19 protein-coding genes are annotated in these 20,971 nt (G+C 63.8%); 6 read left to right on the forward strand and 13 right to left on the reverse strand.

The annotated features are described in order from the left end of the window. Positions 1–5 precede the first annotated feature (5 nt). Positions 6–440 carry an MAPEG family protein gene (locus tag B9A23_RS02390; protein ID WP_084277235.1) on the forward strand — a complete coding sequence of 145 codons (435 nt, stop codon included), beginning with the start codon at positions 6–8 and terminating at the stop codon, positions 438–440. Between the two features lies 1 nt (position 441). On the opposite strand, the gene B9A23_RS02395 is transcribed toward B9A23_RS02390, so the two are convergent. The 7 genes from B9A23_RS02395 to B9A23_RS02425 form a co-directional block, all read right to left on the reverse strand. Continuing rightward, positions 442–1,647 carry a class I SAM-dependent RNA methyltransferase gene (locus B9A23_RS02395; RefSeq protein ID WP_084277236.1) on the reverse strand — a complete coding sequence of 402 codons (1,206 nt, stop codon included), beginning with the start codon at positions 1,645–1,647 and terminating at the stop codon, positions 442–444. After that, on the reverse strand, positions 1,644–3,065 hold the full coding sequence (locus tag B9A23_RS02400) for an NAD(P)H-hydrate dehydratase (RefSeq protein ID WP_084277237.1): 1,422 nt from the start codon (positions 3,063–3,065) through the stop codon (positions 1,644–1,646). The genes B9A23_RS02395 and B9A23_RS02400 overlap by 4 nt, the downstream gene beginning before the upstream one ends. After that, positions 3,049–3,405, reverse strand: coding sequence for a hypothetical protein (locus B9A23_RS02405; RefSeq protein WP_084277238.1), 357 nt, complete (start codon positions 3,403–3,405; stop codon positions 3,049–3,051). The genes B9A23_RS02400 and B9A23_RS02405 overlap by 17 nt, the downstream gene beginning before the upstream one ends. Next, positions 3,405–5,252 (reverse strand): dihydroxy-acid dehydratase, encoded by a 1,848-nt coding sequence (gene ilvD, locus B9A23_RS02410; RefSeq protein WP_084277239.1) that lies wholly within the window; start codon positions 5,250–5,252, stop codon positions 3,405–3,407. The genes B9A23_RS02405 and ilvD overlap by 1 nt, the downstream gene beginning before the upstream one ends. 123 nt (positions 5,253–5,375) lie before the next feature. After that, positions 5,376–6,098, reverse strand: a complete 723-nt coding sequence (locus tag B9A23_RS02415; protein ID WP_254894926.1) for an N-formylglutamate amidohydrolase — start codon at positions 6,096–6,098, stop codon at positions 5,376–5,378. Beyond that, positions 6,095–6,898 carry a 4-(cytidine 5'-diphospho)-2-C-methyl-D-erythritol kinase gene (locus tag B9A23_RS02420; protein ID WP_084277241.1) on the reverse strand — a complete coding sequence of 268 codons (804 nt, stop codon included), beginning with the start codon at positions 6,896–6,898 and terminating at the stop codon, positions 6,095–6,097. Before B9A23_RS02420 ends, B9A23_RS02415 begins: the two co-directional genes overlap by 4 nt. Positions 6,899–6,966: 68 nt before the next feature. Further along, positions 6,967–8,616, reverse strand: coding sequence for an electron transfer flavoprotein-ubiquinone oxidoreductase (locus tag B9A23_RS02425; protein ID WP_084277242.1), 1,650 nt, complete (start codon positions 8,614–8,616; stop codon positions 6,967–6,969). 110 nt (positions 8,617–8,726) lie between these two features. Between B9A23_RS02425 and B9A23_RS02430 the strand changes: the two genes are divergently transcribed. From B9A23_RS02430 to B9A23_RS02450, 5 genes are read left to right on the forward strand one after another with little or no spacing between them, the layout of a single operon-like run. Continuing rightward, positions 8,727–9,506 (forward strand): uracil-DNA glycosylase family protein, encoded by a 780-nt coding sequence (locus B9A23_RS02430; protein WP_084277506.1) that lies wholly within the window; start codon positions 8,727–8,729, stop codon positions 9,504–9,506. Then, positions 9,503–11,278: a lytic transglycosylase domain-containing protein gene (locus tag B9A23_RS02435; RefSeq protein WP_084277243.1), complete on the forward strand. Its 1,776-nt coding sequence runs from the start codon at positions 9,503–9,505 to the stop codon at positions 11,276–11,278. The genes B9A23_RS02430 and B9A23_RS02435 overlap by 4 nt, the downstream gene beginning before the upstream one ends. Beyond that, positions 11,268–11,795: a molybdenum cofactor biosynthesis protein B gene (gene moaB, locus B9A23_RS02440; RefSeq protein ID WP_084277507.1), complete on the forward strand. Its 528-nt coding sequence runs from the start codon at positions 11,268–11,270 to the stop codon at positions 11,793–11,795. Before B9A23_RS02435 ends, moaB begins: the two co-directional genes overlap by 11 nt. Positions 11,796–11,846: 51 nt before the next feature. Further along, positions 11,847–12,503, forward strand: a complete 657-nt coding sequence (locus B9A23_RS02445) for a hypothetical protein (RefSeq protein WP_084277244.1) — start codon at positions 11,847–11,849, stop codon at positions 12,501–12,503. Then, on the forward strand, positions 12,497–13,567 hold the full coding sequence (locus B9A23_RS02450) for a PA0069 family radical SAM protein (RefSeq protein ID WP_084277245.1): 1,071 nt from the start codon (positions 12,497–12,499) through the stop codon (positions 13,565–13,567). Before B9A23_RS02445 ends, B9A23_RS02450 begins: the two co-directional genes overlap by 7 nt. A gap of 631 nt (positions 13,568–14,198) precedes the next feature. Here the strand turns inward: B9A23_RS02450 and B9A23_RS02455 are convergent. From B9A23_RS02455 to B9A23_RS02480, 6 genes are all read right to left on the reverse strand, one after another. After that, entirely contained in the window at positions 14,199–14,612 is a 414-nt protein-coding gene (locus B9A23_RS02455) for a DUF1330 domain-containing protein (protein WP_084277246.1), read from the reverse strand. 2 nt (positions 14,613–14,614) lie between these two features. Further along, entirely contained in the window at positions 14,615–16,246 is a 1,632-nt protein-coding gene (locus B9A23_RS02460) for a long-chain fatty acid--CoA ligase (protein ID WP_084277247.1), read from the reverse strand. 20 nt (positions 16,247–16,266) lie between these two features. Beyond that, positions 16,267–19,857 (reverse strand): DNA polymerase III subunit alpha, encoded by a 3,591-nt coding sequence (gene dnaE, locus B9A23_RS02465; protein WP_084277248.1) that lies wholly within the window; start codon positions 19,855–19,857, stop codon positions 16,267–16,269. Positions 19,858–19,930: 73 nt separating this feature from the next. After that, positions 19,931–20,419: a glutathione peroxidase gene (locus B9A23_RS02470; RefSeq protein WP_084277249.1), complete on the reverse strand. Its 489-nt coding sequence runs from the start codon at positions 20,417–20,419 to the stop codon at positions 19,931–19,933. Beyond that, a complete protein-coding gene (locus B9A23_RS02475) occupies positions 20,416–20,649 on the reverse strand; it encodes a hypothetical protein (protein WP_084277250.1) in 234 nt (77 codons plus the stop codon). Before B9A23_RS02475 ends, B9A23_RS02470 begins: the two co-directional genes overlap by 4 nt. A gap of 57 nt (positions 20,650–20,706) precedes the next feature. Further along, complete coding sequence (locus B9A23_RS02480) at positions 20,707–20,970, reverse strand: hypothetical protein (RefSeq protein WP_084277251.1); 264 nt, start codon at positions 20,968–20,970, stop codon at positions 20,707–20,709. Between the last annotated feature and the right edge of the window lies 1 nt (position 20,971).

The raw sequence follows: 20,971 nt of genomic DNA on the forward strand, positions 1-20,971 counted from the left end.
CGCCGATGAAGATTGCCCATATCCTGCAACCTGCGGTCGCCCTGATGGCCTGGACCATGGTCATGTGGCTGTGGATGTATGTCACCCGCATACCGGCGATGAACGCGGCAAAGCTCGATCCCGACAGCCTCGCGAGAGATCCCACCAAGACGCTAGACGATCTGCTGCCCGCCAGCGTCCAGTGGAAGGCCCACAATTACAACCACCTGCACGAAGCGCCGACGCTGTTCTACGCGGTCTGTCTGGTCATCGCTGTTGTCGGCGCCGGCAATGGCACCAGCGCAACAGTGGCGTGGGCCTATGTCGGTTTGCGCGTCGCGCATTCACTGGTTCAGGCATTGGTAAACAAGGTCACCGTGCGCTTCCTGCTATTCACGCTGTCAAGCATCGCGCTGATGGCGCTGATCTGCCACGCGGCAAAAATCGTCTTCGGCGCGTGACCTAATCTCGGACGAACAGGCTGGCGAGCTCGACGTGGGTCGACCAGCGGAACTGGCCCACGGGCCGAAGCTCCGCCAGCCTGTATCCGCTCGCAATCAGCTTGACCGCATCGCGCGCCCAGCTCGCGGGGTTGCAGCTTATATAGACCACGCGCGCCACCTTGCTCAGCGCGATCTGCTCTACCTGGTCCTGCGCGCCGGCGCGCGGCGGATCGAGCACTACCGCCGCAAAGCGATCCAGCTCTTCCACGCGCAAGGGATTGCGGAACAGGTCACGGTGCAGCGGATGCACGGGCCTGCCGTTCATTCGCGCGGCGGCCTGACACGCAAGGTGCGCATCGCGCGCCGCTTCGGCGGCCAGCACCTTGGTCCTTGGCCCGGCGAGCGCAAAAGCGAAGGTGCCAAGCCCTGAAAAGAGGTCGGCAACCGTCGCCGCGCCAGCCAGCCATTCGCGCGCCGCGTCCACCAGCGCGGCTTCACCGTCGGTGGTTGCTTGAAGGAAGGCACCGGGCGGCAATGAGACGGGCGTACCGCCCAGCGTCACGGTCACCGGCTCCGGCTCCCAAACGCCTTCCGCGCCATATCCCGAATCCATCGTCAACCGCGCCAGCGCATTGTCGCGCGCGAAGTCGAGCAGGGCTTCGGTCTTGGCAAGGCCCTCGGCACTCAATCCCTTGAGACCGACCGATACGCCCTGATCGGCGAGTGTCAGTTCGATATCGACCGCGAGCTTGCGATCGCCCCACGTTTCAAGCAGCGCACGCAGCGGCCCCACCAGCGCGAAGAGTTCCGGCGCCAGCACATGGCACTCGCGCATGTCGACGATCTTGTGCGAGCCCTGCTCGCGAAAGCCGACCACCACGCGCTTGCCGATCGCCTGGGCATGCAGGGTCGCTCTGCGGCGCGTGCGCGGCGGCGAGATGTGCGCCGCTCTGGCCTCCGCATCCTCGATGCCCTGCCCTTTCGCCGCACCGACGACACGATCGTGTACGTAGTCCGCCAGCGCGCTTTCTGTCAGATGCTGCAAGTGGCATCCGCCGCAGGCAGGAAAGTGCCGGCACGGCGGGCTGGCGTGATTTGGGCCGTGAACAAGGGTGCCGTCAGCCTGCAGTACGTCGCCCGGTGCTGCCAGCGCCGCATACCTGCCGTCTGCCGTTGCGCCTTCCCCCTTTGCGGCAACACGCACGATCAGACCAGCTTCACTCATTCAAGACATTCCTTCAACGCCGTCTGCACGGCTCGCGCCAGTTCGCCGGCCGTAAACGCAGGCCCGCACAGCCGCGCCGCCTCGCCGTGGAGCCATAGGCCTTCCTCCGCTGCGCGCAAGGCTTGCTCCAAGCCCCGGCAATTCGTAGCAAGCCGGCTGGCGATGGTCCCGGCAAGCACATCGCCCGTCCCCGCCACCGAAAGCCATGTCGGAGCGCGCGGCTCAACGACCACCTCGCCAGAAGGCGCCGCGATCACCGTATCCGGCCCCTTCAGCACGACCACCGCGCCGCAAGACCCTGCCAGGGCCCGCGCCCGCTCGCGTCGCAAGCCCTTGCCGGAAAGTCCGAACGCCCGCTCCAGCGCCGCCATCTCGCCCTCGTGCGGTGTCAGCACGCAAGGTGATTGCGCCAGCATGTCAGGACGCAACAGCGTCAGCGCGTCGGCATCCACCACTGTCGCCCGCCCCGCATGCAGGGTTCTTGCCAGCATCCTTGAAGCCTCATCCGACCGGCCGAGCCCCGGCCCGATCAGCAAGGTCGAAGTGCGTCCATCGGCCAGCATCGCGTCGAGGTCGGAAGTCACCACGAGTTCGGGCGGGACGGCAGGTGGAGCAAGCCTGGCCGCCATCTTGACGTATCCCGCACCGGCCCGCAGCGCTGCCGTCGCCGCGAGCAAGCCTGCCCCCGGCATCTCGCCCGCCACAATCCCCAGCATCCCCCGCCGATACTTGTGCGAATCTGCCGCGGGTGCCGCGATCACGGGCTTGTGCAGCAACCGGGCTGCGCCAGCAACGCTGCCCATACCGATGTCCACCAGCCTCAACGCACCCATTTGGGCGCACGAGGGCATGGCAAAGTGCGCGTGCTTCCACGCCCCCAGCGCAATGGTCAGCGACCAGTCCGGCAGTGCGTCGTTCAAAGCCGCGCCACTGTCGCTGTCGATCCCGCTCGGCACATCGATGGCAATGCGATGCCGGTGCCGCGCCGCCAGCGTACATACCATCGCATGAAGATCGTCCGGCAAGGCGCGCGTCAGCCCGCTACCGAAGAGGCAGTCGACAAGGACGTCAGCCGCTGCAATTTCTCCAGCGGCAACCACCGCCCCACGATAGAGAGCCTTGGCCTTGCGCGCCGCACCGGTCGCCGGCGGCCGCGCCTCGATCACCTGAACCGCATTGCCGTGTTCGCGCAAAGCTTCGGCGATCACCCAGCCATCGCCACCGTTGTTGCCCGGCCCGCACAGGACCGTGACTGAGCCCCCGGCCGCAATCCGCCGCACCCACTCGGCAGCACCGCGTCCCGCCACCTGCATCAGCGCATCGACGCTCGTGCCCGCAGCGATCAGTTCCTCTTCGGCAGCGCGCATCTGCGCCACGGTCAGGACCTGCGAGAGCACGGCGTCACGGCTGCGGGGCATCGTCCTTCATCCTTGCCGGAAAGCGATAGCGGTCTTGCGCCACGGTGACTTCCAGAACGCCCTCGGCCGACCAGCGTGCGGTCGCGGCATCAGCGCCATCGGCGGCTACGACACCGCGGCCATCGTCCACCATTTCGAAGCGGCGAAATGCCCCGTCCTTGTGGCGCACTGTCAGGAAGCGCTGATTGCCCACGCGCGAATCCTGCACGAAACAATCGGGCAGAAACTTGTCTGCCCCTGCCAGAGCACAGTCGATCACGCGCCCCTGGGGCTTTTCCTCAGGCTTCGAGCATGCAGCAAGCGCTGCACATGCCAGCACAAGGAGGACCCCCGTTCGCATCAGTCGATGCCCAGTTGCTTGAGATCGCGCACCGCGCCGCGTGCCGCGCTTGTCGTCATCGCCGCATAAGCCTTGAGCGCGGTCGAGATCTGGCGCGGCCGTGCCTGCGCAGGCTTCCACCCCTTGGCATCCTGCGCCGCGCGCCGATGCGAAAGCTCCTCGTCACTTACCGCCAGATGGATCGTGCGGTTGGGGATGTCGATCTCGATGATGTCCCCATCCTCGACCAGACCGATCTCGCCGCCCTCGGCCGCTTCCGGCGAGGCATGGCCGATCGACAGGCCCGAAGTGCCGCCCGAGAAACGCCCGTCGGTCAACAAGGCGCAAGCAGCGCCAAGGCCCTTCGACTTGAGGTAGCTCGTTGGATAGAGCATTTCCTGCATGCCCGGGCCACCCTTTGGACCTTCGTAGCGGATCACCACAACGTCGCCCGCCACGACCTGCCCGGTCAGGATCGCCGTCACCGCTGCATCCTGGCTCTCATAGACCTTCGCCGGGCCCGAGAACTTGTGGATCTTCTCGTCCACGCCCGCCGTCTTCACGATGCAGCCATCGCGCGCGATGTTTCCATAGAGTACGGCAAGGCCGCCGTCCTTGCTGAAGGCATGGTCTGCCGAACGGATAACGCCGCTTTCGCGATCAAGGTCGAGTTCGGCCCAGCGGCGGTCCTGCGAGAACGCAACCTGCGTCGGCACGCCGCCCGGTGCAGCCTTGAAGAATTCCTGGACGCTCGGCGAATTGGTGCGCTTGATGTCCCAGCGATCCAGGGCCTCTGCCAGTGTACGACTGTGCACGGTGGGGAGATGCGTGTGGATCAGGCCTGCGCGGTCGAGTTCGCCCAGGATGGCATAGATGCCGCCAGCGCGGTGCACATCTTCCATGTGAACGTCGTTCTTGGCCGGAGCGACCTTCGACAGGCACGGCACACGGCGGCTCAACCGGTCGATGTCTGACATGGTGAAGTTGACACCAGCCTCGTGCGCGGCAGCCAGCAGGTGCAGCACGGTATTGGTCGAACCGCCCATCGCGATATCGAGGCACACCGCGTTCTCGAACGCATCGAAACTGGCGATCGAGCGCGGCAGCACGCTGGCATCGTCCTCTTCGTAGTAGCGCTTGCACAGGTCCACCGCGAGCCGCCCTGCTTCAAGGAACAGGCGCTTGCGATCGGCATGGGTCGCCAGGGTCGACCCATTGCCCGGCAGCGACAAGCCCAGAGCCTCGGTCAGGCAGTTCATCGAATTGGCGGTAAACATGCCCGAGCACGAACCGCAGGTCGGGCAGGCTGACCTTTCAACCGCGGCCACTTCCTCGTCGGTCATCGTGTCGTCGGCGGCTGCGACCATCGCGTCGACCAGATCGAGCGCATGTTCCTTGCCCTTGAGCACGACCTTGCCCGCTTCCATCGGCCCGCCCGAGACGAACACCACGGGAATGTTGATGCGCATCGCTGCCATCAGCATGCCCGGCGTGATCTTGTCACAGTTCGAGATGCAGACCATTGCGTCGGCGCAGTGGGCGTTCACCATGTACTCGACGCTATCGGCAATCAGGTCGCGGCTCGGCAGCGAATAGAGCATGCCATCGTGGCCCATGGCGATGCCGTCATCCACCGCGATGGTATTGAATTCCTTGGCAACGCCGCCTGCAGCCTCGATCTCACGCGCAACCATCTGGCCCAGGTCCTTGAGGTGGACGTGACCCGGCACGAACTGCGTGAACGAATTGACCACCGCGATGATCGGCTTGCCGAAATCCTCGTCCTTCATTCCCGTTGCGCGCCAAAGTCCGCGCGCGCCTGCCATGTTGCGGCCATGGGTGGTGGTGCGTGAACGATACGGCGGCATTGTGCGAACTCCGGACAGGGAATCAGTTTTTATGAGCGACTTGGGATCGTTCCCTAGCCCACGGAATCAGCCGCTGTCGAAAGTATTAATTACAACTATGTCAGCCAATAAGCCGCAGATTTCCTAGCTGATTGCAACCGCAACCTGATTGGCAATCCGCGCCAGGCGCTCTGCCCATTCGGCCTGGCCTTCAGCATGGCCGATCAGGTCCTGACGCACCTCGATGCCGACATAAGGCCGCCCATCGGCCTCGGCATGGCGGTTCATCGTCGCGTTCAGCAGCCTGCCCGAATAGGGCAGCTGATCCCCGACGCACAGCCCCTCGGCTTCCAGCAGCGGAATGGCAATCCGCGCGGCGCGCCCGTCCTCGTTGTAGAGCACGCCAACGTGCCATGGCCGGGGCTCGTCGCTCGATGCCAGTTGCGGCGTGAAGCTGTGCAAGGACAGGATCAGGGCCTGCGGCACATCGGCCAGAAGCTCAGCCAACGCGTCATGATAAGGCCGGAAAAACCTCGCCAGCCGCGCCTCATGTCCCGCTTGATCGAGCGCATTGCCGGGGATTGCATGGCCATCGCTGGCGATCGGCACCACAGTCGGCAGATGTTCCTCGCGGTTGAAATCGCACACCAGACGGCTGACCCCGCCCTGAAAGGCGGCAATTCCGGTCCTTCGCGCCATCAGCGCGCCGACTTCCGCCACGCCGATGTCAACCGCGATATGCTCGTTCAACAGTTCGGGAGCTATGCCGAGATCGATATCGTCAGGCACGCGATTGGAAGCATGGTCCGACACAACAAGGATGCCGCCAAACCGAGGCTCGCCAAGAATGGTGTAAGCTTCGCTCACCGCAACGCCCCCGCCAGAGACCACCATCCAGCACGCATCGCTGCCTGCGCCGCATCCCTCCGGTCTGCCGTGTCGTAAAGCGCAAAACACGTCGCGCCAGAGCCTGACATCCGCGTCAACCACGCGCCAGTTCGAGCCAGAGCCGCCAGCACATCGCCGATTTCCGGCACCAGCGTCAGCGCCGGCGCTTCGAGATCATTGCGCCCGCCCAAAGTCATCTGCCGCAGGTTCTCACCTTCCAGCGCCCCGCGATCAACACCATCCCAAGCCTTGAACACCGGCCCTGTGGCGAGCGGAATGCGCGGGTTGACCAGCAGCACCGGCGTGCCTGCCAGCTCGTTGGCAATCGGCTCGAGCTCAGTCCCGGTCCCGCGCCCGATGCAGGCCACGCTTTCGACGCAAGCCGGCACGTCGGCCCCCAGCTTCGCCGCCCGCGCATGCCAGTCCTCCGGCAAGCCATGGCTGTCGTGAACCATCCGGAAGATCGCCCCGGCATCGGCCGAACCACCACCCAGCCCCGCCGCCACCGGCAGGTTCTTCTCCAGCGTTACCGCCCAACCCGCGCCATGCGGCAACGAATGCAGGGCCTTGGCCACGATATTTCCGAACGGATCGTCCAGCGCCCCGCCAAACTCCCCAACGACCCGTAGCGAATCCGCCTGCGCGGTCGACGCGCTTAGCTCATCCCCCGCATCCACGAAGGCAAACAGCGTCTCAAGTTCATGATACCCATCATCGCGCCGCCGCCGCACGTGCAGCGCCAGATTGATCTTGGCGTATGCCGTCTCTCGCAAGGTCATGTCCTTCCCTGAAACGGAAGAAGCGCCGGAGCAAGCCCAGCGCTTCCTGAAATCCGTGTCCGACCGAATTACATATTCGGATAATTCGGCCCGCCCCCGCCTTCCGGCGTGACCCATTCGATGTTCTGGGTCATGTCCTTGATGTCGCAGGTCTTGCAGTGGACGCAGTTCTGGGCGTTGATCTGCAGGCGCGGGTTGCCTTCTTCCACGCCGACGTACTCATAGACGCCTGCCGGACAGTAGCGCTGCTCGGGGCCTGCATAGAGCGGCAGGTTGATCCGCGTCGGCACCGTTGGGTCCTTCAGCACGAGGTGGCTCGGCTGGTCTTCCTCGTGGTTGGTGTACGAGAACGAGACGCTGGTCAGGCGGTCAAACGTGATCACGCCATCGGGCTTCGGGTACGCAATCGGCTTGTAAAGGTCAGCGCGCTGCGTAGCCTCGCTGTCGCGGTGGTGCTTCATCGGCTTCCAGATGCCGAAGCCGCCGATGGTGCGCAGCCACATGTCCGCACCGGCCAGTACCGTGCCCAGCTCGCCGCCGAACTTGGCAACCAGCGGCTGCGCATTCTGGACCTTCTTGAGTTCCTTGGCGATCCAGCTTTCGCGCACGGCCGTATCGTACTCGACCATGTCGTCCTTCGTGCGGCCTGCCGCCATTGCCGAGGCGATGGACTCGGCGGCCAGCATCCCGCTCTTCATCGCGGTATGGCTGCCCTTGATGCGCGGCACGTTGACGAAGCCCGCCGAGCAGCCGATCAGCGCACCACCGGGGAAGGACAGGCGCGGCACCGACTGCCAGCCACCTTCGTTGATCGCGCGCGCGCCGTAGGACACGCGCCGCCCGCCTTCGAGGATCGCGCGGATTTCCGGGTGCTGCTTCCAGCGCTGGAATTCCTCGAACGGATAGACGTAAGGGTTCGCGTAATCGAGCGCAGTGACGAAGCCCAGCGCCACCTGATTGTTGGCCTGATGGTACAGGAACCCGCCGCCCCACGAATTCGATTCCGACAGCGGCCAGCCCTGCGTGTGGATCACGCGGCCCGGAACGTGCTTTTCGGGATCGATGTCCCACAGTTCCTTGATGCCGATGCCATAGACCTGCGGCTCGCAATCGCGCTCGAGATCGAAGTGCGCCTTGAGCCGCTTGGTGAGGTGCCCGCGCGCGCCTTCGGCGAACAGCGTGTACTTGGCGTGGAGTTCCATCCCGGGCTGGTAATCAGGCTTCTTCGAGCCGTCCTTGGCAATGCCCATGTCGCCGGTGGCGACACCCATCACCGCGCCGTTCTCGTCGAACAGGATTTCCGCCGCCGGGAAGCCGGGGAAGATCTCGACGCCCAGTTCCATCGCCTGTTCGGAAAGCCAGCGGCACAGGTTGCCAAGGCTGCCGGTGTAGTTGCCATCGTTCGACATGAACGGAGGCATCGGCCAGTGCGGGATCGAAGTCTTGCCGCCCTTCGACAGCACCCAGTGCCAGTTGTCGGTCACCGGCACTTCGGCCATCGGGCAACCCTGTTCACGCCATTCGGGCAGGAGCTCGTCCAGCGCCTTGGGATCAACCACCGCGCCCGAAAGGATGTGCGCGCCGATTTCCGAACCCTTTTCCAGAATGCAGACCGAGATTTCCGGGTTCACCTGCTTCAGCCGGATCGAGGCAGCCAGGCCCGCAGGTCCTCCGCCAACGATGACGACGTCATACGGCATCGATTCCCGTTCGCTCATGCCCCGATATCTCCCGACTGCTGCTAAACGCACGATTGAATTTCGAATGTGCCTTGAAAGAGGCCACTGGCAAGGTCAAGACCGCAAATTGGACTGGAAGGGAAGACAGCTTGCCCGATATCGCTAACGCGGAAAACCAACACTGGCGCGATGCCGTTACGGCTGCGCTCGATTGGTGGCGCGATGCGGGCGTGGACCATGCCTTTGTCGATGCCCCGCAAGACTGGCTGGCAGAAGCCCGCAAGCCCAAGGATGCAGCGCAGCCTGCGCCCATGAAGCCATTGCGTGAACTCGTGGCAGAGCGCGATGATTCGCCCAAGGTCGCCAAGGTTGGTGCGAAAACGGATTGGCCGCAGACGCTTGAAGCCTTCGTGCCGTGGTGGCTTGCCGAACCTGCGCTGGCCCCCGCAGGCCTCATGCGTCTGCCTCCGGTCGGCGCGCAAGGCGCGGACCTGATGATCCTTGCTCCGATGCCGTCGGCCGACGATGGCGACGCCCTTCTATCCGGACGTGCCGGCAGATTGCTCGATGCGATGCTGGCGGCGTTTGGCCTGGACCGCTCCTCAACCTATCTCGCCTCGGCAGTGCCGGCGCACGTGCCGATGGCCGATTGGCAACTCCTGAAGGAGTCGGGTCTGGGCGATGTTCTGCTTCACCACATTGCGCTGGCCGCACCCAAACGGCTGCTGATCCTGGGCGCGTCGGGCATTTCGGCGCTTCTCGGCAACGACCCGCCGAATTTGGCTCAAAGTTTACGGGCAATTAATCAAGAAGGGCCACCAATCCCCGCGCTGCCGGCGTGGGATCTCGAAGCCATGCTGCAGCGCCCTGCCCTCAAGGCAGGCTTCTGGAGCCGCTGGCTCGACTGGACGGGGACCGAAACGATTTGAAGCTGGCTCGCGCCAAGACGTTCACGCTGCTCGCGCTTGCGACTTCGTGTGCCGCCATCTCCGCTGTTCCGGCCCATGCCAACAGCGCAGCGGTCGATTATTTTCGCGGCCGTGCGGATCGGACTGCCGTCCCCTCGCTGCTCAGCGCTGACGACCGCTCCTATTACAAGAGCCTGTTTTCCGCGATCGAGCGTGAAGACTGGCTACAGGTCCAGTCTTTGCTCGCCCAACGCACCGATGGTCCGCTCCATACTGTGGCCCGCGCGCAGTACATGCTGGCGGCAAACTCGCCCAAGGCCGAACTCGCGCCCCTTACCGAAGTTCTGACCAAGGCGCCGGACCTGCCGTGGGCCGAGCAACTGGGCCGCCTCGCGGTGAAGCGTGGCGCCACCGAAATTCCCGCCCTGCCACAGGCACAGCGTCTGGTCAGCCTTCCCAACGTCTCGAAGCGCATCCGCCCCCGCTCGATTGACGATGGCACGATGCCCGCTTCGGTCGCCGCCGCGATCCAGGACCGGATCAAGTTTGACGACCCGGTCGGTGCACGCGTCCTGCTCGATGGTGTCGATGCAACGCTCTCGCCCGATGCGCGCGCCGAATGGCGGCAGAAGGTGGGCTGGGCCTTCTACATCGAGAATGACGACGCCACCGCACGCGCTCTCTCGCTGACCGCAGCCGATGGCTCCGGCCCATGGGTCTCCGAAGCCTATTGGACCGCTGGTCTTGCCAGCTGGCGCCTTGGCGATTGCCTCGCTGCAGCCGACTCGTTCGAAAAGACCGCCGGCTCGGCCCAGAACGACGAACTCGCCTCTGCCGCGCACTATTGGGCAAGCCGCGCCTGGCTGCGTTGCCGCAAGCCCGAAAAGGTCTCTGCTTCCCTGCGAAATGCCGCCCGTTTCCGCGAGACGCTCTACGGCATGATGGCATCCGAAGCGCTGGGCATGCGCGAGAGCGCTCCGCCGATTGCGCCGGATTTCTCGCAGAACGACTGGCAACAGTTGCGCGACGTTCCCAACATCCGCACGGCCGTCCAGCTTGCCGAAATCGGCGAGGATGGTCTTGCCGACGAAATCCTGCGCCATCAGGCTCGCATTGGCGCTCCGGGCCAATATGCCCCGCTCTCGCGCCTCGCCCGCGACCTTGGCCTTCCATCCACGCAACTGTGGATGGCCTACAATGCTCCCGCAGGCGCTCGGCCCGATGAAGCCGCGCGTTTCCCGGCGCCGAAATGGACCCCGGCCACCGGTTGGAAGGTCGACCCTGCGCTGCTCTTTGCCCATTCACTGCAGGAATCGAATTTCCGCACCGCTGTTACCAGCCCGGCAGGCGCCAAGGGCCTGATGCAGGTCCGCCCGGGTACTGCCAGGGACATGGCCCGCGTCGAACCGCAGATGGCCGGACGCGACCGCCAGCTTGACCTGCCCGACGTCAACCTCGCCTTCGGCCAGCAATATCTGCAGCAATTGCGCGATTCCGACGCGACGCAGGGCCTCCTGCCCAAGGTCATGGCCGCCTACAACGCCGGCCCCCTGCCAATCAGTCGCTGGAACAGTGAAATCCGTGGCGGCAACGATCCTTTGCTCTGGATGGAATCGATCCCGTACTGGGAGACCCGCGGCTACGTTTCGATCGTCATGCGCAATTACTGGATGTACGAGAAGCAGGCCGGCGGCCCGTCCGAAAGCCGCATGGGCCTCGTCCAGGGCATGTGGCCCAAGTTCCCCGGCCTGTCCGGCGCAGAGAATGTCAGGATCGCATCGCGTGGCAATTGATACTTCGCGCGAATTCAAGCCGATCAACATTGCCCTGCTCACCGTCTCCGACACGCGCGGCCCGGCTGAGGATACATCGGGCGACATTCTTGCCGAACGCATCAAGACCAAGGGGCACAAGCTCGCCGCTCGCGCCATGGAAAAGGACGATGCCGACCGCATCGCCAGCCGTCTCAACAATTGGATCGATGATCGCAGCGTCGACGCCGTCGTCATCACCGGCGGCACCGGCCTCACCGGGCGCGACGTGACCCCCGAAGCGCTGGACCGCGTCAAGACGCGCGATATTCCCGGCTTTGGCGAGTTGTTCCGCTGGCTTTCCTACAAGACCATCGGCACGAGCACGATCCAGTCTCGCGCCTGCGCCGTGGTCGCGCGGGGCACCTACATCTTCGCCCTGCCCGGCTCCAACGGCGCGGTGAAAGATGGTTGGGACGGCATCCTCAGCGAACAGCTCGACAGCCGCAATCGCCCATGCAACTTCGTGGAATTGATGCCGAGGCTGCTAGAAAAGTAGGCCCACGCACGGTTACTTGCCGCTTCGTTCCACTTATGTTCTAATGCTGTCATGGCATTCCGTGGCAGAGGCGCGCAATCTTCAAATGTCCCGATTCGCTTCGGCCTCGCCACGCGCGAGGCTGATGGATACTGTCTTGACGCGCCCGAGGACATCGACGATCGCGGCCCTAGATCGCACACTACCGCCATCGAAGAACGCGCCCGCTCGATCTTCAGCTTCAACCGCTCACCCGGCATTCCGTGCGAGTTTGCGGCGGCTCTATCGCTTCTGAACGTTGACGAGTTTTTCGATCAGAACCGTGCGAGTGCCATCGCCAAGGTATCGCTTCGCACGCTGCTGAGCACTTACGCGACCATAAAGCCGGACGCTAAATTCCCCCGACACTGGTTCAGCTTTGTGCCAGTTGGCCACTCGCCTGGCTTGCGCGTCAAGCTGCTCGCAGCTCTGCCCGAGGCATTCGATGGAAGCTCCATCCTCGATGTCAACGAGCTTTCCATCTTCCGCTCGGCAACGATCGAACCGACTGCTTTCGAAATTCGAGAACCAATCGCAAACCAGGAGCTGCCTCTGACCGTAAGTCACACTCTTATGCGTGATACCGGCTCCGGCCTGCGGAACGGCTGTTGCCATAGAGAGCGCGAAGATCGACCACATGTTGACAGCTTATCGGTGCCGTCAACCGGTGCAATGGTATTTGCATGGTGAAGGTCCGTGGTCGAGGCGCCACTCAGAACGCAACGAGCACGCGCTTTAACCTGCCCGAGCGAGAGGTCGACGGTGACTGGTTGGACGCGCAGTCGATGGTGGATGGCGAGCCACCCAAGCTGCGCACCACGGTGACGCGACTCAAGCCGAAGACAATCCTGTCATTCAACGCATCGCCGGACATCCCCTTCGACCGCTCCGTGAACAGCTATCAAGGCTGCGAGCATGGTTGCATCTATTGTTATGCGCGGCCCACCCACGCTTATCACGATCTCTCGCCCGGTCTGGACTTCGAGACGAAACTCTTTGCCAAACCCGAAGCAGCCAGGCTCCTGCGCGATACTCTGGCCAAGCCCGGCTACATGCCCGCTCCTATCGCCATGGGCACCAATACTGACCCTTATCAGCCGATCGAGGGCCACTACCGCATCACGCGCGACGTGCTCGAACTCTGCCTCGAACTGCGCCACCCGGTCACCATCACCACCAAGTCCGCCCGCGTGCTGGACGATCTTGACCTGCTGGCCGAACTTGCCCGCCACAATCTGACGGCAGTCGGCATTTCGGTTACCAGCCTCGATCCGCGCCTGTCTGGCCTGCTTGAACCGCGCGCAAGCAGTCCGGCAAAGCGCTTGGCGGCACTGGAGAAGCTCGTCGCAGCAGGGGTACCCACCCACGTCTCGGTCGCACCGGTCATCCCGTCGATCACTGATGAATTCATGGAAGGCATCCTCGAGGCCGCGGCTGAGCGCGGCGTCCGGTCGGCAAGCTGGATCATGCTGCGCCTGCCGCATGAGGTCGCCCCGCTGTTCCGCGAATGGCTCGACACCCACTTCCCTGACCGTGCCGCCAAGGTCATCGCCATCGTCCAGTCCGTGCGCGGGGGCAAGGACAACGACGCGCAATTCTTTACCCGCATGAAACCGCACGGTGTCTGGGCCGACCTCCTGCGCACCCGCTTTCGCATCGCCTGTCGCAAGCACGGCATCGGCAAGGCCCAGCTCGATCTCGATTGTTCGCAGTTCCGCAAGCCAAGTCCCGGCGGCCAGCTGGACCTGTTCTGATGCTAGCCTTCGTCACTTCCTCGCCGGGAGCATGAGCCTATTGGCTTGGCCTTGACAAAATGAACCATATAGGTTAATTGCTTTGCCCGCAGGTCAGGATAGGGCACATGGCCAACCCGCTCCTCTCCTTTCGGAAGTCGATGCGCAGAGCGATCTGTACGCAAACGCTTCCGGCGCGATCGGTGTGGCAGGAGCGCGTGGGTTCAATGCGGGGCGTCAAGCCCAAGACCCGTCGGGCAAAACTTGCCGTAACCCAAGGACAGAAAGGACATCCGGGGGCCATTGGCACGGCGCAGAGCCCCTGAGTGAAGCTGCGGATGCGGAACCGCCTGACTTGCGTGGCAAAGTCTCACGCAACCGGCGCGTTCTTTTCGCGCAGCCGCTTGCCAGGTTGCAAGGCAGCACGCGAGCCGCTGCCGAAGCGCCGTCCTTTCGAAAGGTCCACGAACAGGCTGAGCCGACAGGGGGTTCGGAACCGCCCCCGGCCACTCGCAAACGGTCCCGCGCCCTTCCCGCGCGAGCCACAACGGCGCCGCACCGGTCGCGCGATCTGTGATCTGCCCACCGGCTTTACCGTCCGCACTCGCCAGCGGATGAGCTGACCTGCGCGCGCTGAAACGCTGAAGTCCGGCTAAGCCCCGTTGAACCGGATTAATCGGCTATCCGCCACCGCCGCCGTGCGATGCGGCAGCGCATTGCGCGCATAGGTCTCGTCCTTCACCATCGCGAAAAATGCTCCGGCGTCGGGATAGCCCATCACGAAGGCCTCGTCCCATTCGCCCTGCGGCCCGGTAACCACGCACTCCATCGGCGCGTGCCATACCATTGCCGCACCGGAGTCCTTGACCACCGCCTGGAAGGCGTCCTTGTAGATTGCGTAGGCCTCACGCCCGGTCAGGCCCTTGCCATGGTTCTCATGGCCTTCAGGATACTCGGCCAGATCGCGAAACTTGATCAGGTTGAGCATGTGGATCGGGCAGTCGCGCGGCAGGGACTTGAAGACCTCGAAATTCTCGCGGCTCGGATCGATATAGGTCTCGGCCATCCTCAAGCCACCTTGTCCCAGGCGAAGTCCCGGAACTGCTCGCGCAGGTCCTTCTTGCTGATCTTGCCGGTGCCGGTGTGCGGGATCTCGTCGACGAACACCACGGCATCGGGCACCCACCATTTCGCCACGACGCCACTCAGGAAGCTGCGGATCTCCTCCTGATTGCACTCCATCCCCGGCTTCTTGACCACGACCAGCAGCGGCCGCTCATCCCACTTGGGATGATAGACCCCGATCGCCGCGGCCTCGCCCACAGCCGGAAAGCCGATCGCCGCATTCTCCAGTTCGACCGAGCTGATCCATTCGCCGCCGGACTTGATCACGTCCTTGGTCCGGTCGGTCAGCTGCAGCGTGCCGTCGGCGTGGATGACCCCGACATCGCCGGTATCGAACCACTGACCGGCCACCACCGCATCGGCCTCAGCCTTGAAGTAACGCTTGACGATCCACGGGCCCCGTACCTGCAGCGCCCCTGCCGTCGTGCCATCGCGCGGCAACACCTTCTCGGGATCATCGAGATCGACGCAGCGGATCTCGACGCCGAACGGGGGCCGGCCCTGCATGGCCTTGACCGTCACCTGCTCGTCGAACGACAGCGAATCCCAGTTGCACGTCTCGGCGCCTGTCGTGCCGATCGGCGAAGTTTCGGTCATGCCCCAGGCATGCGCGACCCGCCGCCCGGCACGCATGAAGCGCTCGATCATGGCGCGCGGCATGGCAGAGCCGCCGGTGACGATGGTCTGCAGGCTCGGCGGAATTTCACCGCCGTTGTGCGCATCGACATGCTGCAACAGGGCCAGCCACACGGTCGGCACGCCGGCAGAACAGGTAACCTTCTCGCGGTTCATCAACTCGCACAGAACCGCACCGTCGTTGACCGCCGAATAGACGAACTTTGCCCCGGCTGCCGCGCCCGCCCACGGCAGACCCCAGCTTGCGGCATGGAACATCGGCACGATCGGCAACATCACCGAGCGGCAGTCCATCCCGAACACCGGCGGGCTGATCGCCGCCATGGCATGGAGCATGGTCGAACGGTGCTCGTAGAGCACCCCCTTGGGATTGCCGGTGGTGCCGCTGGTGTAGCACAGCATGCACGGATCGCGCTCATCGCCGTCGTGCCACTCGGCCAAGCCATCCTCTGGCCCGATCCATTCCTCGAAATGCAGCGCAGGTTCGCTGCTGTCGAAGCAGATGTAATGCTCGACCGTTTGCCAGCGCGACTTCATCCGCTCGACAATCGGCGCCCATTGCTTGTCGAACAGCATGACCCGATCTTCGGCGTGATTGACGATGTATTCGAGCTGGTCATCGAACAGCCGGGGATTGAGCGTGTGGAGAATGCCGCCAACGCCGACCGCGCCGTACCATGAGACGAGGTGGCGGTGATGGTTCATCGCCAGAGTGGCAATCCGGTCTCCCGGCTGCACACCAAGCTTGCGCAGGGCCTGCGTCATCCGCAGGGCATCATGACGGATGCCGGCCCAGTTGGTCCGCGTCTCGCTGCCATCGGCCCAGCGGCTGACGATCTCGCGCCCGCCATGCTCACGCGCCGCATGATCGATCAGATGCGTGACCCGCAGCTTCCAGTCCTGCATTGCGCCCAAGGTCTGTCGAAGCTGCTGAGTCATCTCTCTCTCCGTTCGTTTTCTTATTCGACCAGCCGCAGATGCCTTTCCGGTCTTGCGGACAGGGCGACATTGGCGAGTCCTTCTATCGGAATCAATCGCTCGATTAAGTCGCTGTCCAGTTTAAAATCATTGCCAAGACGGACGAGCGGTTCCTTTGGCCCGCCGGTCCGCAGCCGCGCCAGAACTTCACCGGTCCCACCGGCCCCGCGCGGCAGCAGCAGCGCCAGCTCCGAAATCGCCTCTGGCTTGTTCACCTCTAACTTGAGCAGCATCCGTGACGAGCTTGTCACCGATGCCAGCGGCCGTGCCCCCCGCACCGTCACGCGCGGCGGCTCGTCGGGGTTCGGCCTGTCCAGTTCGACGTTGAGCAGCACGCATGTCCCGTCCTTCGCCCACTGCTGGAACGGCTCGACCAGGCTCTCTTCGAAGCAGGATGCCGAAAACAACCCCGAGCTGTCGGAGAAATCGGCCATGACGAAGTCCTTGCCCTTCTTCGTCTTGCGCTTCTGCACATTCTCGACCAGCGCCGCCATCACCGCGCCCGAACGTCCGCCCGGCTCACCGCTGCTCGTCATCAGGCTGCCATAGGAGCGCGCGCCATTGGCTGAGGCGACCGCGCGATATTCCTCCACCGGGTGCGCGGCGAAATAGAATCCGAAATTCTCGCGCTCGGCCGCCATCTGGTCGGCCCGGCTCCACGGCTTCGTTTCAGCAAGGCGCGTTGCCGGCGTGGCATGATCGTCCCCGCCGAACAGGCCGCCCTGCCCGGACGTGCGAGAGCGTGCCGCCTCATCCGCCACCGCCATCAGCAGTTCGGCATTGCCGATGACCTGCGCGCGATTGGGTTCGAGGCAGTCGAGCGCCCCACCCGCAGCGAGAGCTTCCAGCTGACGCCGGTTCATCGATCCTGCAGGAATGCGCCGGAACAGGTCGTCAAGCGAGGCATAAGCCCCGTTCGCCTCGCGCTCCTCGACGATCTGCTCCATCGCCTTTTCGCCGACGTTCCTCAAACCCGCCAGCGCATAGCGCACGGCAAAGCCGTCCTGCGTCCGCTCGACGGTGAATTCGGCCTCGGAATGGTTGATGTCCGGCCCTGCCAGCGCCACGCCGTTCCTGCGCATGTCGTCGACAAAGACGGAGAGCTTTTCCGACTGGTGCATGTCGAAACACATCGAGGCTGCATAGAACTCGTGCGGATAGTGCGTCTTGAGCCAGGCCGTCTGGTAGGCCAGCAGCGCATAGGCGGCAGCGTGAGACTTGTTGAAGCCGTAGCCTGCGAACTTGTCGATCAAGTCGAACAGTTCGTTGGCCTTGGCCGCCGGGATGTCGGACACGGTCTTGCAGCCATCGACGAAGCGCTGGCGCTGCGCATCCATTTCCGCTTGCACCTTCTTGCCCATGGCGCGGCGCAGCAGGTCTGCATCGCCCAGCGAATAGCCCGCCAGGATCTGCGCGGCCTGCATGACCTGCTCCTGATAGACGAAGATCCCGTAAGTCTCGGCAAGGATGCCTGCCAGCTTCTCGTGCGGATATTCGATGCTTTCCAACCCGTTCTTGCGGCGCCCGAACAGCGGGATGTTGTCCATCGGGCCGGGGCGGTAGAGCGAGACGAGCGCGATGATGTCGCCGAAGTTGGTTGGCTTCACTGCCGCAAGGGTGCGCCGCATGCCTTCGGATTCCAGCTGGAACACGCCGACCGTATCGCCCGACTGCAGCAGCTTGTAGGTCTGCTCGTCATCCCAGGCGAGCGCCGACAGATCGATGCTGATGCCGCGCTTGCCCATCAGGTCCACCGCCTTGCGCAACACCGACAGGGTCTTGAGGCCAAGGAAGTCGAACTTCACCAGCCCCGCATCCTCGACATGCTTCATGTCGAACTGCGTAACCGGCATGTCCGAACGCGGATCGCGGTAGAGCGGCACCAGTTGCGCCAGCGGACGATCACCGATCACCACGCCCGCCGCGTGGGTCGAGCTGTTGCGTGGCAGGCCTTCAAGCTGCATCGCAAGGTCGATCAGCCGCTTGACCTCTGGATCGCGATCATACTCCCGCTTGAGTTCCAGCACGCCGTTCAAGGCACGCGGCAGCGGCCATGGGTCGGTCGGGTGGTTGGGCACCATCTTGCACAGGCGGTCGGTCTGCCCGTAGCTCATCTGCAGGATGCGGCCGGTATCGCGCAGCACGGCGCGGGCCTTGAGCTTGCCGAAGGTGATGATCTGCGCCACGTGGTCCAGCCCATACTTGCGCTGGACATAGCGGATCACCTCGCCACGCCGGGTTTCGCAGAAGTCGATATCGAAGTCCGGCATCGAGACGCGTTCCGGATTGAGGAAGCGTTCGAACAGCAGGCCCAGCTTGATCGGATCGAGGTCAGTGATGGTCAAAGCCCAGGCCACCAGCGAACCTGCACCAGACCCACGCCCCGGCCCCACCGGAATGTCGTTTTCCTTGGCCCACTTGATGAAGTCGGCCACGATCAGGAAGTAACCGCCAAAGCCCATGCGGTTGATGATCGCGATCTCGAATTCAAGCCGCTTGCGGTAGTCGAGCACTTCCTCCCACACGCCCGCAACATTGAGCTGCGGATATTCGGCGGCTTCCGGCTCGGCATCGGGGCCAAGGCACAACACGCGCTCCAGTTCGCCGTGTGCGGCCTCCGGGTAATACGGTTTCAACCGCAGGACGAGTCCTTTGCGGCTGTCTTCCGCGCACATCCGCGCCTCGCCTTCCTGGTCACCCGCAAGGCTGGGCAGGATCGGCTTGCGCTTGGGCGGCATGACCGCGCAACGCTGCGCCACGACCAGCGTATTGGCCAGCGCTTCGGGAAGGTCCTTGAACAGTTCCTCCATCACCGGCGCCGGCTTGATCCACCATTCCTTGCTTGATCGCGGACGGTCGGTGCTGTCGACATGGGTTGAGCTGGCGATGCACAACATCGCATCATGCGCATCGTAGAAGCCGCGCTCGGCAAAGCAGGCCGGGTTGGTCGCCACCAGCGGCATATTCCGAGCATAGGCCAGGTCGATCAGTGCCTCTTCCGAAGCTTCTTCCACCGGCTCGTTCCGCCGCGCGATCTCGATATAGAGCCGCTCGGCGAACAGTTCCTGCAACCAGTCCAGGTATGCTTCAGCGGCGGATTGCTGCTGGCCTGCGAGCAACCGCGCCAGTGCCCCCTCGCCCGCCGCGGTCAGGCAAATCAGCCCATCGGTGTAGCCGACCAGATCCGCCAGCACGACATGTGCCTCGAACTCCAGCGGCCGATCGAGATGCGCGCGGCTGACGAGGTGGCACAGGTTGTCATAACCGCGTGCATCCTGCGCGTAGAGCGCCAGCCAGTCGACCGTTGGCGCGGCAGGCCCGAATCCGGTTGCCGCGCCTTCTCGCTCGGGCCGGGCCACAGCGAGCATCGTGCCGATGACCGGCTGCACGCCCATATCCTTGCAGGCCTTCGCATAGGCGACGCTGCCATAAAGCCCGTTGCGATCAGTAATTGCCGCCGCCGGAAATCCTCGTTCCGCCGCCGTCTTGGCAATGGCCTTGGGATCGATCGCTCCGTCGAGCATCGTGTAGGACGAATAGATGCGGAGCGGGACGAAAGGGGCATGGGGCATGGGTCCAAGGTAGGAAAAAGGCCGCGCTCTTGCGAGAGGCGCGGCCTGTTTTTCCCCCGAACCGGTGCTGCTTTCAGAGCAGCTTCTCGATATCCTTCGCAATGCTCGCCGGCTTGTCAGTCGGCGCATAGCGACGGACCACCCTGCCGTCGCGGCCGATCAGGAACTTCGTGAAATTCCACTTGATCGCCTTGGTGCCGAGAACGCCGGGGGCTTCCTTCTTGAGCCAGTCGTAAAGCGGGTCTGCGCTGTCGCCATTGACCTCGATCTTGGCCATCAGCGGGAAGCTGAGGCCGAAGTTGACCTTGCAGAAGCTCTCGATCTCGTCGGCCGAACCCGGCTCCTGCGCGCCGAACTGGTTGCAAGGGAAAGCCAGTACCTCGAAGCCCTTGTCGCCATAGTCCTTCCACAGCGTCTCAAGCCCATCGTATTGCGGCGTGAATCCGCACTTCGATGCGGTGTTGACGACGAGCAGGACCTTGCCCTGCTTGTCGGCCAGATCAATCATCTCGCCATTCGGCTTGCGGACCTTGAAGTCGGCGATCGTGGTCGGAGCGCTCATGCCAGACCTTCCTTTGCGGCAAGATCGAGAATTTCAGCGACATTGAGAGATTTGCCACCGGCCACATCAATCACGAGGCGGGCGCGCTGGGCGGCGTCCATGCCCGCCACTTGCGATACCAGATCGCGCAAGGGAGCCTTCTTGAGGACGCTGAAATTGTACTGCATCTCCGAGCCAGCATCATCACGTTCGTGGAGCGTGGCTTGCGCGTTCCAATCAAGACCAGTCATGTTTTCTCCCCTTGCCGCGCAAATGGTATGCCCGACAAGGGGGTGGATCAATCGGAATCAGCCCGGGAAATCGATACGTGCGGCAAGGCCAATGATCTCGGCCGCCGAATACTGGCGATCTCCCGATTTCTCGATGACCAATTCCTTGCGCTCGTCCTCCGGCATGCGGGATACCATGCGGACCATGTCGGCAAAGCTGCCCGAATGGAGCGAGGCAAAACCATGGAATACGCCATCTGCAGCCTCGCGGCGCAGGATGACGGCGTGATCATTCCAGAAAGATGCGGCGTCGGCGGCTTCTGCCCGGATCGTGGTATTCATA

Source organism: Novosphingobium sp. B1, from assembly GCF_900176395.1.
GTDB lineage: Bacteria > Pseudomonadota > Alphaproteobacteria > Sphingomonadales > Sphingomonadaceae > Novosphingobium.

Coding starts and splice junctions, on each gene's coding strand:
- B9A23_RS02390 (WP_084277235.1), top strand. CDS start 6: ATGAAGATTGCCCATATCCTGCAACCTGCGGTCGCCCTGATGGCCTGG.
- B9A23_RS02395 (WP_084277236.1), bottom strand. CDS start 1,647: ATGAGTGAAGCTGGTCTGATCGTGCGTGTTGCCGCAAAGGGGGAAGGC.
- B9A23_RS02400 (WP_084277237.1), bottom strand. CDS start 3,065: ATGCCCCGCAGCCGTGACGCCGTGCTCTCGCAGGTCCTGACCGTGGCG.
- B9A23_RS02405 (WP_084277238.1), bottom strand. CDS start 3,405: ATGCGAACGGGGGTCCTCCTTGTGCTGGCATGTGCAGCGCTTGCTGCA.
- ilvD (WP_084277239.1), bottom strand. CDS start 5,252: ATGCCGCCGTATCGTTCACGCACCACCACCCATGGCCGCAACATGGCA.
- B9A23_RS02420 (WP_084277241.1), bottom strand. CDS start 6,898: ATGACCTTGCGAGAGACGGCATACGCCAAGATCAATCTGGCGCTGCAC.
- B9A23_RS02425 (WP_084277242.1), bottom strand. CDS start 8,616: ATGAGCGAACGGGAATCGATGCCGTATGACGTCGTCATCGTTGGCGGA.
- B9A23_RS02445 (WP_084277244.1), top strand. CDS start 11,847: ATGGCATTCCGTGGCAGAGGCGCGCAATCTTCAAATGTCCCGATTCGC.
- B9A23_RS02450 (WP_084277245.1), top strand. CDS start 12,497: ATGGTGAAGGTCCGTGGTCGAGGCGCCACTCAGAACGCAACGAGCACG.
- B9A23_RS02455 (WP_084277246.1), bottom strand. CDS start 14,612: ATGGCCGAGACCTATATCGATCCGAGCCGCGAGAATTTCGAGGTCTTC.
- B9A23_RS02460 (WP_084277247.1), bottom strand. CDS start 16,246: ATGACTCAGCAGCTTCGACAGACCTTGGGCGCAATGCAGGACTGGAAG.
- dnaE (WP_084277248.1), bottom strand. CDS start 19,857: ATGCCCCATGCCCCTTTCGTCCCGCTCCGCATCTATTCGTCCTACACG.
- B9A23_RS02470 (WP_084277249.1), bottom strand. CDS start 20,419: ATGAGCGCTCCGACCACGATCGCCGACTTCAAGGTCCGCAAGCCGAAT.
- B9A23_RS02475 (WP_084277250.1), bottom strand. CDS start 20,649: ATGACTGGTCTTGATTGGAACGCGCAAGCCACGCTCCACGAACGTGAT.
- B9A23_RS02480 (WP_084277251.1), bottom strand. CDS start 20,970: ATGAATACCACGATCCGGGCAGAAGCCGCCGACGCCGCATCTTTCTGG.